General features: G+C 65.4%; 16 protein-coding genes and 1 tRNA gene. 13 read left to right on the top strand and 4 right to left on the bottom strand.

Features of this window, described 5'->3' with window-relative positions:
• Positions 1-10: 10 nt before the first annotated feature.
• From rplU to obgE, 3 genes are all read left to right on the top strand, one after another.
• Positions 11-319 (top strand): 50S ribosomal protein L21, encoded by a 309-nt coding sequence (rplU, locus tag IQ458_RS00770; protein WP_141453509.1) that lies wholly within the window; start codon positions 11-13, stop codon positions 317-319.
• A 12-nt stretch (positions 320-331) separates the two neighbouring features.
• Positions 332-592, top strand: coding sequence for a 50S ribosomal protein L27 (gene rpmA / locus IQ458_RS00775; RefSeq protein WP_183643025.1), 261 nt, complete (start codon positions 332-334; stop codon positions 590-592).
• A gap of 179 nt (positions 593-771) precedes the next feature.
• Entirely contained in the window at positions 772-1824 is a 1053-nt protein-coding gene (obgE, locus tag IQ458_RS00780; protein ID WP_141453507.1) for a GTPase ObgE, read from the top strand.
• 535 nt (positions 1825-2359) lie between these two features.
• Here the strand turns inward: obgE and rpsT are convergent.
• On the bottom strand, positions 2360-2629 hold the full coding sequence (gene rpsT, locus IQ458_RS00785; RefSeq protein WP_141453506.1) for a 30S ribosomal protein S20: 270 nt from the start codon (positions 2627-2629) through the stop codon (positions 2360-2362).
• A 110-nt stretch (positions 2630-2739) separates the two neighbouring features.
• Between rpsT and murJ the strand changes: the two genes are divergently transcribed.
• The 5 genes from murJ to ispH all read left to right on the top strand — a co-directional run bounded on the left by murJ (position 2740) and on the right by ispH (position 10039).
• Positions 2740-4350, top strand: coding sequence for a murein biosynthesis integral membrane protein MurJ (gene murJ, locus IQ458_RS00790; protein WP_203321604.1), 1611 nt, complete (start codon positions 2740-2742; stop codon positions 4348-4350).
• 82 nt (positions 4351-4432) lie between these two features.
• Positions 4433-5380: a bifunctional riboflavin kinase/FAD synthetase gene (locus IQ458_RS00795; protein WP_203321605.1), complete on the top strand. Its 948-nt coding sequence runs from the start codon at positions 4433-4435 to the stop codon at positions 5378-5380.
• Positions 5377-8208 (top strand): isoleucine--tRNA ligase, encoded by a 2832-nt coding sequence (gene ileS, locus IQ458_RS00800; RefSeq protein ID WP_203321606.1) that lies wholly within the window; start codon positions 5377-5379, stop codon positions 8206-8208. Before IQ458_RS00795 ends, ileS begins: the two co-directional genes overlap by 4 nt.
• A gap of 290 nt (positions 8209-8498) precedes the next feature.
• Positions 8499-9008 (top strand): signal peptidase II, encoded by a 510-nt coding sequence (gene lspA / locus IQ458_RS00805; RefSeq protein ID WP_192197556.1) that lies wholly within the window; start codon positions 8499-8501, stop codon positions 9006-9008.
• 80 nt (positions 9009-9088) lie between these two features.
• Positions 9089-10039, top strand: coding sequence for a 4-hydroxy-3-methylbut-2-enyl diphosphate reductase (ispH, locus tag IQ458_RS00810; RefSeq protein ID WP_203321607.1), 951 nt, complete (start codon positions 9089-9091; stop codon positions 10037-10039).
• A 9-nt stretch (positions 10040-10048) separates the two neighbouring features.
• Here the strand turns inward: ispH and IQ458_RS00815 are convergent, their stop codons facing one another.
• Complete coding sequence (locus IQ458_RS00815) at positions 10049-10414, bottom strand: hypothetical protein (protein ID WP_235996555.1); 366 nt, start codon at positions 10412-10414, stop codon at positions 10049-10051.
• Between the two features lie 796 nt (positions 10415-11210).
• On the opposite strand from IQ458_RS00815, the gene IQ458_RS00820 reads away from it, so the two are divergent.
• The 4 genes from IQ458_RS00820 to IQ458_RS00835 all read left to right on the top strand — a co-directional run bounded on the left by IQ458_RS00820 (position 11211) and on the right by IQ458_RS00835 (position 13627).
• On the top strand, positions 11211-12215 hold the full coding sequence (locus tag IQ458_RS00820; protein ID WP_203321608.1) for a glycoside hydrolase family 16 protein: 1005 nt from the start codon (positions 11211-11213) through the stop codon (positions 12213-12215).
• A 256-nt stretch (positions 12216-12471) separates the two neighbouring features.
• A tRNA-Thr gene (locus IQ458_RS00825) sits at positions 12472-12547 on the top strand.
• Positions 12548-12766: 219 nt separating this feature from the next.
• A complete protein-coding gene (locus IQ458_RS00830; protein ID WP_183642937.1) occupies positions 12767-13009 on the top strand; it encodes an XAC0095 family protein in 243 nt (80 codons plus the stop codon).
• A 393-nt stretch (positions 13010-13402) separates the two neighbouring features.
• A complete protein-coding gene (locus IQ458_RS00835) occupies positions 13403-13627 on the top strand; it encodes an XAC0095 family protein (RefSeq protein WP_141453489.1) in 225 nt (74 codons plus the stop codon).
• Between the two features lie 247 nt (positions 13628-13874).
• Here IQ458_RS00835 and IQ458_RS00840 read toward each other — a convergent pair whose 3' ends face one another.
• Positions 13875-14198, bottom strand: a complete 324-nt coding sequence (locus tag IQ458_RS00840) for a hypothetical protein (RefSeq protein WP_203321609.1) — start codon at positions 14196-14198, stop codon at positions 13875-13877.
• 123 nt (positions 14199-14321) lie between these two features.
• Between IQ458_RS00840 and IQ458_RS00845 the strand changes: the two genes are divergently transcribed.
• Positions 14322-16226 carry a M61 family metallopeptidase gene (locus IQ458_RS00845; RefSeq protein WP_484573272.1) on the top strand — a complete coding sequence of 635 codons (1905 nt, stop codon included), beginning with the start codon at positions 14322-14324 and terminating at the stop codon, positions 16224-16226.
• A 48-nt stretch (positions 16227-16274) separates the two neighbouring features.
• Here IQ458_RS00845 and IQ458_RS00850 read toward each other — a convergent pair whose 3' ends face one another.
• On the bottom strand, positions 16275-17132 hold the full coding sequence (locus IQ458_RS00850; protein WP_203321611.1) for an AraC family transcriptional regulator: 858 nt from the start codon (positions 17130-17132) through the stop codon (positions 16275-16277).
• Positions 17133-17370 lie beyond the last annotated feature (238 nt).

The following is a 17370-nucleotide window of genomic DNA, read 5'->3' on the forward strand; positions in this document are numbered from 1 at the left end:
GGATTCACCAATGTACGCAGTTCTGGTCACTGGCGGTAAGCAATACCGCGTGATGAAGGGCGAGACTCTGCGCGTCGAGAAGCTCGATGCGGAAGCCGGTAAGGAAGTCACGTTCGACAACATCCTGATGCTGGGCGACGGCGAAAGCGTCACCCTGGGCGACGCGCTGAAGAGCGCGAGCGTCTCGGCCAAGATCGTCGGCCACGGCCGCGCCGACAAGGTCCGCATCATCAAGTTCCGCCGCCGCAAGCACCACATGAAGCGCCAGGGTCACCGGCAGCATTACACCGAAATCGAAATCACCGGCATCAACAAGTAAGGAGAATCAGTCATGGCACATAAAAAGGGCGTAGGCTCATCGCGCAACGGCCGCGACTCCAATCCGAAGATGCTGGGCGTGAAGGTCTATGGTGGCCAGGCGATCGACGCCGGCAACATCATCGTCCGTCAGCGTGGCACCCAGTTCCATCCGGGTTCGGGCGTCGGCCTGGGTCGCGATCACACGCTGTTCGCGCTGGTCGATGGCAAGGTCGAGTTCTCGATCAAGGGCCCGAAGAAGCGCCGCACCGTCAGCGTGGTCACGGAAGCCTGAGGCTCCGCGCACACGTAGCGAAGGGCCCCGCCGCGTGCGGGGCTTTTCGTTTCAGGGCCGGGATTGGGGATGGGTGATTCGGGATTCGCGAAAGGCGGATTCCGCGCCGGTTCCCTTCCTGGTCCATCCGGAGAAGCAGCCTTGCTTGTCCGAATCTCCAACCCCGAATCCCCAATCCCATGAAACTCGTAGACGAAGCGGAAATCCAGGTCATCGCCGGCAACGGCGGCAACGGTTGCATCGGCTTCCGGCGCGAGAAATTCATCCCGCTGGGCGGGCCGGACGGTGGCGACGGCGGTAGCGGCGGCAGCGTCTGGCTGGTTGCCGACGAGAACCTCAATACCCTGGTGGATTTTCGCCACGAGAAGAATTTCCGCGCCCAGCGCGGCGAGAACGGCATGGGCCGGCAGATGTATGGCAAGGCTGGCGAGGATCTGACCATCACCGTGCCGGTCGGCACCGTCATCACCAACGTCGAGACCGACGAGGTCATCGGCGACCTGACCCGCCACGGGGATCGCCTGCTGGTCGCCAAGGGCGGCAAGGGCGGCCTGGGCAACATGCATTTCAAGAGTTCGGTGACCCGCGCTCCGCGCAAGGCCACGCCGGGCGAAGAGGGCGAGCAGCGCCTGCTGAAGCTGGAGTTGAAGCTGCTGGCCGACGTCGGCCTGCTGGGCTTCCCCAACGCCGGCAAGAGCACCTTCATCCGCGCGGTCTCGGCGGCCACGCCGAAGGTCGCCGACTATCCGTTCACCACCCTCTATCCGAACCTGGGCGTGGTCAGCGTCGAGGCGCACCGCAGCTTCGTCATCGCCGACATTCCCGGTTTGATCGAGGGTGCCGCCGACGGTGCCGGCCTGGGCGCGCAGTTCCTGCGCCACCTGCAGCGCACCCGCCTGCTGCTGCACCTGGTGGACATGGCACCGATGGAAGGCGGGGTGGAAGGCATCGCCCCGGCCGAACAGGTCCGTGCCATCGAGCAGGAACTGATGAAGCATGATCCGGAACTGCTGGAGAAGCCGCGCTGGCTGGTGCTCAACAAGGCCGACCTCATGTTCGAGGACGAGGCCCGCGAGCGCGCCGAGCAGATTGTGGCCGAGCTGGACTGGATGCATCCCTGGTACCAGATTTCCGCGATTTCGCGCGAGGGCACCTGGCCGATCATGCAGGACGTGATGGCGTTCTTCGATCGCCAACGCGAAGAGGCCGAAGAGGCCCGGAATGCCGGCTGAGCCAGCACCTCCTCGACACCGCGCTTCGCCCTTTCCCCCGCATGCGGGGGAAGGCCGGAATGGGGGCAAGCCGGAACCCGTGGCAGGCGTGCAGCCAACCACATTTCGAGTGAGGGAAGCTCGGGATGCTCGCAGGTTTTCGTACGCGCGAAGCGAGCTGACTCCGTTCCGCCCCCACCCCAGCCCTCCCCCGCAAGCGGGGGAGGGAGCAGATTCTTCCGACGCAACCGTCAGCATGAAAAGGCCCGGAATGCCGGCTGAGCCAGTTGCTCCGATAGCCGCCATTTCGCCCCTTCCCCCGCTTGCGGGGGAAGGCCGGGATGGGGGCAAGCCGGAACCCATGACAGGTATCCAGCCGATAGCATTCCGAGTGAGGAAAGCCCGGAACGTTCACAGGTTTCCGTCTGCTCGAAGCAAGCCGGCTTCGTTCCGCCCCCACCCCAACCCTCCCCCGCAAGCGGGGGAGGGGGCTGGATTCCGGGGAACAAAAAACCCGGCCGGAGCCGGGTTTTTTTGCTTTCCCGTGGACGCCTGGTCAGGCGGCCTGGAGCGCCTTGATGCGGGCGGTCAGGCGGCTCTTGTGGCGGGCAGCCTTGTTCTTGTGGATCAGGCCGCGCGAGCTGTAGCGATCCAGGATCGGCTGGGCGACGGCGAAAGCGGCCTGCGCGCCAGCGGCGTCGTTGGCGTCAAGCGCCTTGAGCACTTTCTTGACGGCGGTGCGCAGCATGGAGCGCTGGGCAGAGTTGCGCGCATTGCGCACGACGGTCTGCTTGGCGCGCTTCTTGGCGGACTTGATATTGGCCACGATGGGTTCCTGAAAGCTGGGATAATGGGGTTACGGGAAAATAGACAAAAAAGTATGGACTATTCAGCAGCTTGCGTCAACCTGGGTCAACCGGCAGGGGAGGCCGCCCGATGAGCGGCAACCGGCTCCTGCGCTCCAGCGCCATTTTCAGCGCCATGACCTTCCTGTCCCGGCTGTCCGGGCTGGTCCGGGACCAGGTCTATGCCGCCGTGTTCGGCGCCACGGCCGCGATGGACATCTTCTTCATCGCGTTCAGGATTCCCAACTTCATGCGCCGGCTGTCGGCCGAGGGCTCGTTCTCGATGGCCTTCGTGCCGGTCCTGGCCGAGTACAAGGAAAAGCACGGCCCGGAGGCGGTCAGGGAACTGATTGACCGGGTCACCGGCACCCTCGCCGCGGCGCTGCTGGTGGTGACCGCCGTGGTGCTCCTGCTGGCGCCACAACTGGCTTTCGTGATCGCGTCCAAGTACACGGGCGCGCACCACGACATGCTGACCGAGATGCTGCGCATCACCTTCCCGTATGCGCTGTTCATCTCGCTGGCCTCGTTGGTGGGCAGCATCCTCAACAGTTACCAGCGCTTCGCGATTCCGGCGCTGTCGCCGATCCTGCTGAACCTGTCGATGATCGCGGCGGCATGGCTGGCCTACGTGAGCGGCGCCTCGGTGATGATGCTGGCCTGGGGCGTATTCATCGCCGGCATCCTGCAACTGGTCTTCCAGTTGCCCGCGCTGGCGAAGCTGGGCCTGCTGCCGCGTCCGAAGCTGGGCCTGGCCCATGCCGGCGTGCGCAGGATCATGACGCTGATGGTGCCGACCCTGTTCGGCTCCTCCGTGGTGCAGTTCAACCTGCTGTTCAACACCTGGGTGGCGGCGTTCCTGCTGAGCGGCAGCGTCAGTTGGTTGTACTACAGCGATCGCCTGTTGGAGTTCCCGCTGGGCATGTTCGGCGTGGCCATCGGCACGGTGATCCTGCCGCATCTCTCCAGCCGCCACGCGGCGACCGATCCGGAGGGCTTCTCCAAGGGCCTGGATTGGGGCTTCCGGCTGTGCCTGATGATCGGCGTACCGGCCTGCATCGGTCTGATCGTCTGCGCCGGCCCGCTGATGGCGACGCTGTTCCAGTACAACAAATTCACCGCTTTCCATGCCCAGATGAGCACCTGGAGCCTGATGGCGCAGTCCACCGCGGTGCCGGCATTCCTGCTGGTCAAGGTGCTGGCGCCGGCCTTCTACTCGCGCCAGGACACCCGCACACCGGTGAAGTCGGCGGTGGTGTCGGTAGTGGTGAACGCGATCGCGACGATCCTGCTGTTCGCCGGCCTGCTGCAGTTCACCGACATCGGCCAGGCCGCCCTGGCCAAGGCCGACGGCCAGTACCTGGACGCGCTGGCGCATATCCCGGGCGCGCACGCCCTGCTGGCGCTGGCCATCGCCATCGCCGGCTGGACCAACGCGGTGCAGCTGGCGTGGTACCTGCGCCGGGCCGGGGTCTACCGGCGCCAGCCGGGCTGGGGCCGGTTCCTGCGCCAGATCGGCCTGGCCTCGCTGGCGATGACCGTGGTGCTGCTGGCGCTGCGCTGGGTCTGGCCCGACTGGTCCCACTGGGTCTGGTGGGAACGTGGCTGGCGGCTGGCGGTACTGGTGGGCAGTGGTGGAGCCCTGTATGGCGCGCTGCTGTGGCTGCAGGGCATCCGTCCGCGCGATCTGCGGGGGCATTGAGACCGGACAGGGCGGCTATACTTCGGGATTCGCGCGTTTCGCGCCGGCCTGCCCGCAATGGCGGCCATCCAACCAGGAATCTATGAGCAGGCTGTTTCGTGACGTCGACGGTGGACCGCTGGGTCCCCGGGGAAGCGTGGTCTGCATCGGCGCTTTCGACGGCCTGCATGGCGGTCACCGGGCGCTGGTGCGCCACACGGCCGCGCGCGCGCGCGCATTGGGCGTGGACGCGGTTGCGTTGACCTTTGAACCGCTGCCGCGCGAGTTCTTCGCCCGCGAGAATCCGCCGCCGCGCCTGACTTTGGCCCGCGCCAAGGTCGAAGGCCTGCGCGAACTGGGCGCCGATACGGTCGGCCTGCTGCGCTTCGACGCGGCGATGGCGGCGATGAGCGCGGAGGATTTCGTCCGCCGGATGCTGGTGGAACGGTTGTCCGCGCGCGAAGTCTGGATTGGTCCCGAGTTCCGCTTCGGCCACCGGCGCGGCGGTGATCTGGCGCTGTTGCAGGCGATGGGTGCCGAGCTCGGCTTCACCGCCAACGAGATCGAAGCGGTGCAGTCGCAGGGCGAGCGCATTTCCAGCACCCGCATCCGCCAAGCGCTGAAGCAGGGCGACTTCGCCGATGCCGCGCGCCTGCTCGGCCGGCCCTACGCGATTGGCGGGCGGGTGGTGCGCGGGCAGCAGCTCGGCCGCACGCTCGGTTTTCCGACCGCCAACCTGCGCTTTCCGAAGACGCCCGCGCTGTCGGGCATCTACGCGACCTGGGTGCATGGTGTGGCGAAACAACCATGGGCTTCCGTGTCCAGTTTCGGCACCCGTCCCACCGTGGACGGCGTGGAGCCGCTGCTGGAAGCGCACCTGTTCGATTTCGCCGGCGACCTGTACGGGCGCCACATCGAAGTCGAATTCGTCGCCAAGCTGCGCGATGAACTGAAATTCCCCGATCTGCCCAGCCTGACCGAGCAGATGCACCGCGACGCCGAACAGGCGCGCGCCCTTCTTTCAAACGACAACCAACGAGCAACGGCGTGAGCCAGGACTACAAAGCCACCCTCCACCTGCCGGCGACGGATTTCCCGATGCGTGGCGATCTGCCCAAGCGTGAGCCGGACACCCTGGCGCGCTGGGAAGCCGACGGCCTGTACGCGCAGCTGCGCGCCAACGCCAAGGGCCGCCCGCTGTTCGTGCTGCACGACGGCCCGCCGTACGCCAACGGCGCGATCCACCTGGGCCACGCGGTCAACAAGATCCTCAAGGACATCATCGTCAAGTCGAAGTACCTGGCCGGCTTCGACGCGCCGTACATCCCGGGTTGGGACTGCCATGGCCTGCCGATCGAAATCGCCATCGAGAAGAAATACGGCAAGGTCGGCGTCAAGCTGGACGCGGTCGAGTTCCGGCAGAAGTGCCGCGAATACGCCGAATCGCAGATCGATCTGCAGCGCAAGGACTTCAAGCGGCTGGGCGTGATCGGCGACTGGGACAACCCGTACAAGACCCTGGATTTCCGCTTCGAGGCCAACGAGATCCGCGCGCTGGCCAAGATCGTCGCCAACGGCCACCTGACCCGCGGCGTGAAGCCGGTGCACTGGTGCTTCGATTGCGGCTCGGCGCTGGCCGAGGCGGAAATCGAATACCAGGAGAAGGACTCGCCTGCCATCGACGTCGCCTACACCGTGCGCGACCGCAAGGCGCTGGCGGCGGCGTTCGGCATCGAGGTTCCCGACGATGTGGAAGTGGCGGTGCCGATCTGGACCACCACGCCGTGGACGCTGCCGGCTTCGCTGGCGGTCTCGCTGGGGCCGGATCTGGAATACGCGCTGGTCGAGGGACCGGCCCACCACGGCAAGCGCCGCTGGCTGGTGCTGGCCGACGCGCTGGCCGCGCGCGCGCTGCAACGCTACGGCGTGAATGAAGCGGTGGTGCACGCACGTACCGCCGGTTCGTCGCTGGAGGGCGTGGTGCTGTCGCATCCGTTCTATGCCGAGCGCGAGATTCCGGTGCTGCTGGGCGATCATGTGTCGGCCGAGGACGGCACTGGCGCCGTGCACACCGCGCCCGGCCATGGCCAGGAAGACTTCGTGGTTGGCCAGCGCTATGGCCTGATCGACAAATACACCACTGGCCAGCTCAATCCGGTCGACGGTCGCGGCGTGTACCTGCCGTCCACGCCGCCGGCAGGCGAAACCGCGCTGGCCGGGCTGCATATCTGGAAGGCCAACGAGGCGCTGGTCGAGGTGCTGCGCGACAGCGGCGCCTTGCTGGCGTTCGCCAACCTGACCCACAGCTACCCGCATTGCTGGCGGCACAAGACGCCGATCGCGTTCCGCGCCACCCCGCAATGGTTCATCTCGATGGAGCAGGCGCACCTGCGCCGCGACGCGCTGGCCGCGATCAAGCAGGTCGGCTGGTTCCCGCAGTGGGGCGAAGCGCGCATCGCCGGCATGGTTGACGGCCGCCCGGACTGGACCATCTCGCGCCAGCGCACCTGGGGCGTGCCGATCGCGCTGTTCGTGCACCGCGAGACCGGCGAGCCGCATCCGCGCAGCGTCGAACTGATGCAGGCGGTGGCCGATCGGGTGGAGCAGGGCGGCGTCGACGTCTGGTACACCCTGGACATGGCCGAACTGCTGGGCGACGAGGCCGGCGACTACGAGAAGATCACCGACATCCTCGATGTCTGGTTCGACTCCGGCGTGACCCATGAAGGCGTGCTGCTGGAACGCGGCCTGGGCAAGCCGGCGGACCTGTACCTGGAAGGCTCGGACCAGCACCGCGGCTGGTTCCAGTCCTCGCTGCTCACCGGCGTGGCCATCGACAAGCATGCGCCGTACCGGCAGTGCCTGACCCACGGCTTCACCGTGGACGAGCACGGCCGCAAGATGTCCAAGTCGCTCGGCAACGGCATCGAGCCGCAGGACATCATGAAGAACCTGGGCGCGGACATCCTGCGCCTGTGGATCGCCTCGGCCGACTACAGCAACGAGATGTCGCTGTCGCAGGAAATCCTCAAGCGCAACGCCGACGCGTACCGCCGCCTGCGCAACACCGCGCGCTTCCTGCTGGGCAACCTGCACGGCTTCGATCCGGCGCGCGACCTGCGTCCGCTGGAGGACATGGTCGCGCTGGACCGCTGGATCGTGCACCGTGCCTGGGAAGTGCAGGAGAAGATCAAGGCCGCCTACGATCGCTACGACTTCGCCGAGATCGTGCAGGCGCTGCTGAATTTCTGCAGCGTGGATCTGGGCTCGCTGTACCTGGACGTCACCAAGGACCGCCTGTACACGATGCGCGAGGACTCGCGCGGCCGTCGTTCGGCGCAGAGCGCGATGTACCGCATCGCCGAGGCGTTCGTGCGCTGGATCGCGCCGGTGCTCAGCTTCACCGCCGACGAGATGTGGGGCTACCTGCCCGGCGAGCGCACCGGCAACGTGCTGTTCGCCACCTGGTACGACGGGCTGGCGCCGCTGCCGGCGGACGCCACCCTGACGGCGGCCGATTTCGATCAGTTGCTGGCCCTGCGCGAACAGGTCGCCAAGGTGCTTGAGCCGATGCGCGCCAACGGCCAGATCGGCGCGGCGCTGGAAGCGGAGATCGCGGTGTCGGTGAACGCCGCGCTGGCCGCCAAGTGGCAGCCGCTGGCCGAGGAACTGCGCTTCTTCCTCATCAGCGGCGACGTCAGCGTCGGCGCGGTGGAGGCGGACGAGGTGTTCGTGCTGGCCCAGCCGACCGACAAGGCCAAGTGCGTGCGCTGCTGGCACCACCGTGCCGACATCGGCGCCAACCCGGCCCACCCGGAACTGTGCGGCCGCTGCGCCAGCAACATCGACGGCCCCGGCGAAGACCGCCGCTGGTTCTGACCAACCCCCTTCCCCCGCCCAGCGGGGGAAGGGGGCGCGCAGCGCCGGATGGGGGCAGCGCGGTGGTTCCGAAGTCCCCACCCGGAACCCCGGAACCGCCCACCCAAGCCCACAAGTCAGCCCCCCTCCAGCCACCCCTTCCCAGAATGCCTCCCCGATAGGCCCGGCCCGGCGCCTTCGGCCCTCCTTCCAAACACCCGGCGGAAGGGCATCACGCGCCGTAACCGTGCCGCTTTACCCGGCATACTCACTTCTCCAGAACACATCCTCCAGAAATCGCGACCCGACCCATGAGCCAAACCGCCGTCAAACCCAACGCCCTGATCTGGCTGCTGCTCTCGGCTGTCATCATCGGCCTGGACCAGTGGACCAAGGCCTGGGTGCTGGCCTCGCTGCCCGAGTACACCGCCGTGCCGGTCATCGAAGGCTTCTGGAACTGGTTCCGCACTTACAACACCGGTGCGGCGTTCAGCTTCCTCAGCGGCGCCGGCGGCTGGCAGATCTGGTTCTTCACCGCGCTGGCGATCGGCATCTGCGGCCTGCTGACCTTCTGGCTGGGCCGCACCCCGCGCGGCGACTGGCGCCAGGCGCTGCCGTACTCGCTGGTCATCGGCGGCGCGTTGGGCAACGTGGTGGATCGCCTCATCCACGGCCACGTCATCGACTTCATCCAGTGGTACTGGCGCGACCACTACTGGCCGGCGTTCAACCTGGCCGATTCGGCGATCGTCGCTGGCGCCGTCGGCATCGCCCTGTTCGGCCTGTTCGACGGCAAGCGCAACAAGCCTGCCAAGGCTTGAGCCAGGGCCGGGTGAAGGGGATTCCGGGCCGGAAGCGCCGATTCACCGTTCCCGCCGCCGGCTCCGGTAAAATCGCCGGCATGGATGTCCTGCTCGCCAACCCCCGCGGCTTCTGCGCCGGCGTCGACCGCGCCATTGAAATCGTCAAGCGCGCCATCGAGACCCTCGGTGCCCCGATCTACGTGCGCCACGAAGTCGTGCACAACCGCTTCGTCGTCGATGACCTGCGCAACCGCGGCGCGGTGTTCGTGGAAGAGCTGGACGAAGTGCCGGACAACGCCACCGTCATCTTTAGCGCGCACGGCGTCTCACAGGCGGTCCGCGCCGAAGCCGACCGCCGCGGCCTGAAGGTGTTCGATGCGACCTGTCCGCTGGTGACCAAGGTTCACCTGGAAGTGGCCCGTCATTGCCGTGCCGGCCGCGACGTGGTGCTGATCGGCCACGCCGGCCACCCCGAGGTGGAAGGCACGATGGGCCAGTGGAGCCGCGAGGGCAGCACCGGTCGCATCTATCTGGTCGAAGACATAGACGATGTCGCGCAACTGGAAGTCGGCCAGCCAGGCAACCTGTTCTACACTACCCAGACCACGCTGTCGGTGGACGACACCATCGGCATCATCCAGGCCCTGCAGGCGCGCTTCCCGGCCATCCAGGGCCCCAAGAACGACGACATCTGTTACGCCACCCAGAATCGCCAGGATGCGGTGCGCGATCTGGCCAAGCAATGCGATCTGGTGCTGGTGGTCGGCTCGCCGAACAGCTCCAACTCCAACCGCCTGCGCGAGCTGGCCGAGCGCGATGGCGTGGAGTCCTACCTGATCGACGGCGCCCAGGAGATCAATCCGGCCTGGGTGCAGGGCAAGCAGCGCATCGGCGTGACCGCCGGCGCTTCCGCGCCGGACATCCTCATCGATGGCGTCATCCAGCGGCTGCGCGATCTGGGCGCCGCCAGCATCGGCGAACTCGACGGCGAACCGGAAAACATGGTCTTCGCCCTGCCGAAGGAATTGCGGCTGCAGCTGGTCAGCTGAGCGCGCCGCTCAGTTTTCCTGCGCGGTCGCTTCCGGTTCCTTCTGCCGCGCCCAGAATTCCACGACGATGGTCATTATTGTCCAGACCAGCAGGGTCGGCTGGATCTTGTCCGGGACCAGATCGGGCGCCCGCAGGAGAAAACCCATCACGTAAGGGAAAAGCAGCGCGTTGACGAGCCCGAAGATCGCGTAGCTCACCCGGTTCCGGCTCGATGAAATGAACAGGATCGTGATGACGTTCCCGGCCAGGCAGAACAGCATGACGCCGAATTGCCACGCGTCCAGCTTTTCCGTGCCGGTCAGCACCAGCCCGAGCACCGCACCGAAAAACATGTTCAATCCGTTGAGGTTGGCCTGATACTCGCCGGTCGACATGCGACCCAGGCCCAGCCTGCGCATCAGTGTGGGTTGCGTGCTCACGTATCGGTGTCCTTTTTCAGGTGGATGCCAGGCGCAGGATGACCGCGATTATGAAGTACGCGGCGAAGCCGATGGGCGGCGCCAGGAAGGCGAGGGTCAGGCCATTGGCGCTGCGGTAGCAGCGCAGCGCGGGATCGTCCCATCAGCCGATTGTTCCGCTTGCCCCCACCCCAACCCTCCCCCGCAGGCGGGGGAGGGGGCGTGCACATACTGCCGCAAGCTTTTACCCCTTCCCCCGCTTGCGGGGAAGGCTGGGATGGGTGAGGGGGCCGTACCGTGTTCCGCCGCGAGCTTTTTGCCCCTTCCCCCGCTTGTGGGGGAAGGCTGGGATGGGGGCGCTTTCAGCAAACGCTCCCATCGCTCGTAGTCGATGCATGTCCGCCAAGGCTCCCTTCGTCTGGAACCGGCATCAACAACGTCTGCCATCGGTAGAGCGTCCCGCACGGTTCCTGCCTTGGCCTGTCGCTTGTCTCGGAAGTCAGGTGAATGCGCTCATTGGCGACAAGATGAGTCATTCCGTTTCCATCGAATGGACAATTCGAGAAACAAGCGAATCCGGACTGCGAAGTTGATCTGAACGCGATATATCCCGAGCGGAATTTTGGATCGTGCCAGATGTAATTCCACAAGAAAGCATTGCTTCCAACGCCGCATACAAGACCGCACTGATCATTTGACAACGTTGTCCGCAATGCGCCAGATTCGCCCCCTTCAACCATCACGAATCATCAAGAGAAGGGAGGGGAACAACATGGCGCGGAATCGTATTTTCGTCGTAAGCCTGCTCGCTGCATCGCTCGCCGTTGTCGGCTGCGATTCAAAAACCGAAACGGCCACGGAACAGGCAAACGCACCTGCGGAAGCCAACGCCGACGCGCCTGCCACGGCACCCACCACAGCACCGGTTTTCTTCGATGATTTCAGCTATCCGGATTTCGCCGCGTTCCAGAAAAACGGCTGGAAGGTCCGCACCGAAACCGGCCACCCCGGCATCAAGGGCGCGACCTGGTCGGGCGATGGCCTGACGTTCCATGCGGACATTCCGGAGACCGAAGGCGGCGCGGTCCGGATGAGCTCGATCACCAACGGCACTCCCGAGAAAACCCGCCAGACCCAGTTCTGCCATTCCCGCAAGTACCGCGAAGGCACCTATGCCGCGCGCATCTTCTTCCGCGACGAACCGAGCTACGGTCCGGACGGCGATGAAGTCATCCAGACCTTCTATGCCATCAGCCCGCTGAAGGCGCCGATGGACAAGGACTACAGCGAAACCGACTTCGAGTACCTGCCCAACGGCGGCTGGGGCGAAAACACCAAGCCGGCGATGTGGACCACCACCTGGGAAACCTTCCAGCTCGAACCCTGGACCAAGGTGAACGAGTTCTCCCGCAAGGAAGGCAGCTACGCCGGCTGGCGCACGCTGGTCCTGACCGTCGCCGACAACAAGGTCACCTACTACGTCGACGGCCAACTGTTCTCCGAACACAGCAGCGCCGTGTACCCGGAAGACTTCATGTCGATCAACTTCAACCTGTGGTTCATGCCCAAGGGCGCGGACGGCTCGCTGGGCCCGGTCGACTCCCCGGAAATGCGCGAATACCAGGAAGACATCGACTGGGTGTTCTTCCAGGAAGGCGTCGCCCTGTCCACCGCCGACGTGGAAGCCCAGGTCGCCGGCCTGCGCGGCAAGAAAGTGGCGCACATCGACAACGTGAAGGAACAGAATCCGGTGCTGCCGTCGCCTTGCGGGCTTTGAGTCGCACTGCCTGAAGGTGTTTGTCGCGGGGATGCCCCAGGCATCCCCGTAGTCTTCGTGCGTCGTGAGTGCGTCGAACCGAATGTCGGCTGTTGTCCGCTCACACGGACGGGCCTGGCGACGTCGGCACGGCCAAGCTGGGCCCGTACCAGGACCAGCTTGGAACAGGCCATTTGATGTTGGAACCCTTTGGCATCAAGCACTTGTGAAGGGTCAATTGACCGGATTCAGGCTGCCCCCTAGAATTTGCGGTTCCGCCGGAATAGCTCAGTTGGTAGAGCGGCGCATTCGTAATGCGTAGGTCGTAGGTTCGATTCCTATTTCCGGCACCAGATCGATAAAAGCCCCGCTTCGGCGGGGCTTTTGTTTTTCCGGATGTGCGGCGTCTGTCCGCATGCATTTGCATTCGTTGTTGAGTCGCAATCCAGGCCGGAAAGCCCGTTGAATGGTTTTGCCGGCATGAGCAGACTTCCGGCCTGGAGCGTCGAAACTCCGATAGACAGCGGCAAGCCGCCACCGAAATCCGGCGGCTTTTTCAAGGAAGCAATGCAATGAGCCGCAAGTCCGATACAAGCATGGGTTACTGGATGAGTGAAGAGCACCAGCTCCGACTGGTGCAACTGAGGGATCAGCTTCGGCTGATGTCGGACCTCAGCAGTCCGCGCAATCCGCAGGACGAACACATGAGGCTGCCGATCAAGTTGCAGGCGATGGCCGATTGTTTTGCCGGCATGTCCGATGATCTGGGCCGGGTGCTCCGGCGAATGCAGTGGATGTCCCTGCGGGACAAGTGACGTCCGAAGGCCCGCCTGTGAAGGCGGGTCTTTTGTTTGCGTCGATGTCGAATGACCGCTTTCCCAGAGTCACGGACATCCGGGTTTGCGGGCTTTGTCCTTCCACCTCCAAACCGCCAATGTTAGTTGAGCTTGCGCCTGGTCCCGACAAGAATCGCTGACCAAGGAGTGTCGAAACTCCTCACACACAGCCTGGGTCCAGGGCGGGTTCGCCGGTGGACTTCCTCGCCTGCGGGCTTGGGCCGATGCGTTTCCGCGTCGGGAGTGGACCGAATACAAGACCCGCTTGCGGGAAACAGGTCCGCCGTTCTGTGTGTGCGGTTTTTCGACCTCCCGACATCCCGGCGCACATGCCGTGCGCCGGTCACGGCGGTCCACAGAACAGGAGGCGACATGTCCCATTCCCACAGTGCCTACATCATCAGCGAGGAAGCCCACGCGCAGCTCGTGCAGATGCGCGATACCTTCCGGCAGTTGTCCGGGTCCGATCAGTTCCGCGAGGCGGCGGCCTTGCTCAAGATTCCGGATGAAGTGTTGATGTCGCAGTTCGAGCGGATGGCCGACGAGGTGGACGGGGTTCTTGGCGAGTTGGTTTATTTGCCTGCGGATCGGCATTGAGCTGGGGCGGTTGATCGCGCAAATCCCCCGTCGCCTGCTTCGCAGGCGCCTGCCCCCTTTGTAAAAGGGGGCTATTTGCCGTCTGGGGTCTATTGTGGCTTGCGGGGTGCTTTCTACCTTTCCGCTGGCCCGCCATTTGCAGCGCGGCGCATCTGAAAAATGGCTTCCAAGGATTACGTCTCACGCCATCGACAGCAACGTGGACTCCTGTCGGCTTTCTTCATCTGCGCGTATGCCCTGTATCACCCTACGAGAGAAAGAATTCGACCTTGCCGCACTGGTGACAGGCGTAGAGGTCGAAGCTTTCGCGGTTGACCAGCAGTTCGCCGAGTTCGGCGAGCAGGAAGGGGGCCATGCGCGAGCCTTCGTGGAAGCGCCGGGTGCCGATGAGCCGCATGGGCGACTGGCAGCGCAGGCATTGCAGCGTCCGGGAGGACTCATGGACGGCTTCCTGGTTGCGGTTGAAGGCCGGGTCGGACGGCGTGCCATCGCGGCCGGTGCCGCATTGCCAGCAGATGTCGAATGCCCCTTCGTTGCTGGCGTTGCAGGCGGTGCAGATCCAATCTGCCATGGGAACTCCTGTCGGGACGGTTGTCGACAACAGGGTAGTCCGTCGCGACGACCATGACCAATGGCCTACGGACCCGTCCGGACCCAGCCCTTAGCATCGGGCGGTTACCGTTTCGTGGAATCCTTGATGAAGCCGCTTGCCCTTGCCGTCTCGTTGTCCCTGTTGATGCCTCTGGCCGGACTGGCGCCGTCCGCCGCGCGGGCGGACGAAGTGTCCGCGCCGAAGGATGTGCCGTTCAACGGGCAATTGCGCATCGAGGTGGACGCCACCGACCTCAACCGGCGCATCTTCCGGGTACGCGAGACCATTCCGGCACAGGCGGGGCGGCTGACCCTGCTGTATCCGCAGTGGCTGCCGGGCAAGCATTCGCCGGCCGGTCCCATCGAGAAGATGGCGGGCTTGGTGATCACCGCCAATGGCCAGCGGCTGCCGTGGGTGCGCGATCAGTTCAACGTGTATGCCTTCCACGTGGAGGTGCCGGCGGGCGTGAGCGAAGTGACCGCCGAGTTCCAGTTCCTGTCCTCGCAGGGCGGGTCGCAGGGGCGGGTGGTGATGACCCCGGACATGCTCAACCTGCAATGGGATTCCACCTCCCTGTATCCGGCGGGCTACTACAGCCGCAACGTGCAGGCGCAGGCCTGCGTGAAGCTGCCGCCGGGCTGGTCGTACGCCACCGCGCTGACCACCGACACTCGTAACGGCGACACGGTCTGCTTCAAGCCGATCCGCTTTGACGATCTGGTCGATTCGCCGATGTTCGCCGGCAAGCACTACAAGCGCATCGATCTGGATCCGGGCGCCAAGCAGCCGGTGCACCTGAACGTGTTCGCCGACGAGGCCAAGGATCTGGAAGCCAAGCCCGAGCACATCAAGGCGCACCAGGCGCTGGTCACCCAGGCCAGCAAGCTCTACGGCGCGCGCCATTTCGATCACTACGAATTCCTGCTCGCGCTGACCGACAAGCTGGGCGGCATCGGCCTGGAGCATCACCGCTCCAGCGAGAACAGCGGCGATCGCGGTTACTTCACCGATTGGGACAAGACCTGGCAGGGCCGGGATCTGCTGCCACACGAGTTCAACCATTCCTGGAACGGCAAGTACCGCCGTGGCGCGGATCTGGCCACGCCCAGCTTCAACGTGCCGATGGGCGACAGCCTGCTGTGGCTGTACGAAGGCCAGACCCAGTTCTGGGGCCACGTGCTGGCCGCGCGCTCGGGCCTGTGGAGCCAGGAGCAGGCGCGCGATTCGCTGGCGCTGGTGGCCGGCGTATACGACCGCGGCCGTCCCGGCCTGGCCTGGCGCAACATCCAGGACACCACCAACGATCCGACCATCGCCTCGCGCCGCTCGCTGCCGTTCCGCAATTACCAGATGAGCGAGGACTACTACTCCGGCGGACAGATGATCTGGCTGGAAGTGGACGGCAAGCTGCGCGAGCTGAGCGGCAACAAGCGGTCCATCGACGATTTCGCCAAGGCGTTCTTCGGCATGGACAACGGCGTGTGGGAGGTGAATCCGTACACCTTCGACGACATCGTCGCCACCCTCAATGGCATCGCACCGTTCGACTGGGCGACCTTCCTGCGTTCGCGCGTGGACGGACACGGACCGCTGATCGGCGGGCTGGAAGCGGCGGGCTGGAAGCTGGTCTACACCGACAAGCCCAGCGATGCGTTCAAGGCGATGGAAAGCGAGCGCAAGGATGCCAACCTGACCTATTCGCTGGGCCTGTCCGCCAACAGTACCGGCGTGCTCGGCGACGTACGCTGGGATGGTCCGGCGTTCAATGCCGGGCTGGCACCAGGCATGACCCTGCTGGGCGTCAACGGGCGCGAGTACAGCGCCGAAGCGCTGAAGGACGCGGTGACCGCGGCCAAGGGCGGCAAGACGCCGATCGAACTGGTGGTCAAGCGCTTCGACCGTATCGAGACCGTGCGCATCCCGTACTTCGACGGCCTGCAGTATCCGCACCTGGAGCGCATTGCCGACAAGCCGGATCGGTTGGCCGAGCTGTACAAGGCGCGTTGAGGCGCGAAGGCGCGGCGGCGGTGTCGCTGCCGCGCCGTTCAACTTCGCTCAGCGCAGTGGCAGGCAGATCGCCGTGCGCCATTCGCTGGGCGGCGCGCTGCGCGGATCGTTGAGGTATTCCTCCATCACCGGCGCGTCGGCGGCTTCCTCACCGCTGGCCGGCAGCCATTCGCTGAACAGCCAGCGATAGGGGCGATCCAGCTCCGCGTAGGGCCCCACATGCACCAGCACCGCGTAGCGGCCACCGGCGAGGGTCAGCGGGCGCAACGGTGCCTGCACGTCGGCGGTCGCCGCGATTTCCACGCAGGCGTCCGAGCGCAGCGCGTCGGCGGGCACGCTTTCGGGATCGTCGTAGTACAGGCCGAACGATCGCGCCTGCGGCGGCACGCCCTGGCCGGCCGCCCAGGCGGCGAGTTTCTCGAAGCTCTCGCCGATGTCCTGGTAGTTGCCGCGATGGGGCAGGGCGGCGACGGTGATAGCGGGGAAGGTCTGGATGCTGACGTCGTACATGGGGAAATCCTCGGGTTCTGACAGGTCGGGGCGCGGCGGAAGCGTCGCTTCCATGCCGCGCTGGCGGAATGCGCCCGGAGGAATCCCGTAAGCCTGCGCGAATGCCCGGTTGAAGGCGGCAGCGCTGCCGTAGCCGCAGCGGCCGGCGATGGCCGACAGCGAGCGGGTGCCGTGCCGCAGTTCCACCGCGGCGCGGTGCAGGCGCATGCGCCGCAGGGTGTCGGCCACGGTCTCGCCCATCGCGCCGCGATAGATGCGGTGGAAGTGATAGGGCGAGAAGTGGCCGATCTCCGCCAGGTGTTCGAGGGTCAGTGGCTGGTCGAGGTGGGCGACCAGGTGGGTGACCACTTTCTCGATGCGGGCGGCGTAGCTGCGGCGGGTGGCGGGGCGTTTCATTCGGTCCGGGGTTCCTCGGGGCGCGGGGACAGCCTGCCGGGATGGCGTTGACCCGGGTTGCGCATTGTGGCGGGTGGTGGAAGCAAATCCCCCTCAATCCCCCTTTTTCAAAGGGGGAGGCAAAAGCGACTTGCTTGAGGATTTCGAATGCTTTGGGGCCCGAAGAGCTGCTTTAGCCCCCTTTGAAAAAGGGGGCGGGCGGCCGCGCAGCGGGCGACGGGGGATTTGCGCGGGATGC

This window comes from Pseudoxanthomonas beigongshangi, from assembly GCF_016820515.1.
Classification (GTDB): domain Bacteria; phylum Pseudomonadota; class Gammaproteobacteria; order Xanthomonadales; family Xanthomonadaceae; genus Pseudoxanthomonas_A; species Pseudoxanthomonas_A beigongshangi.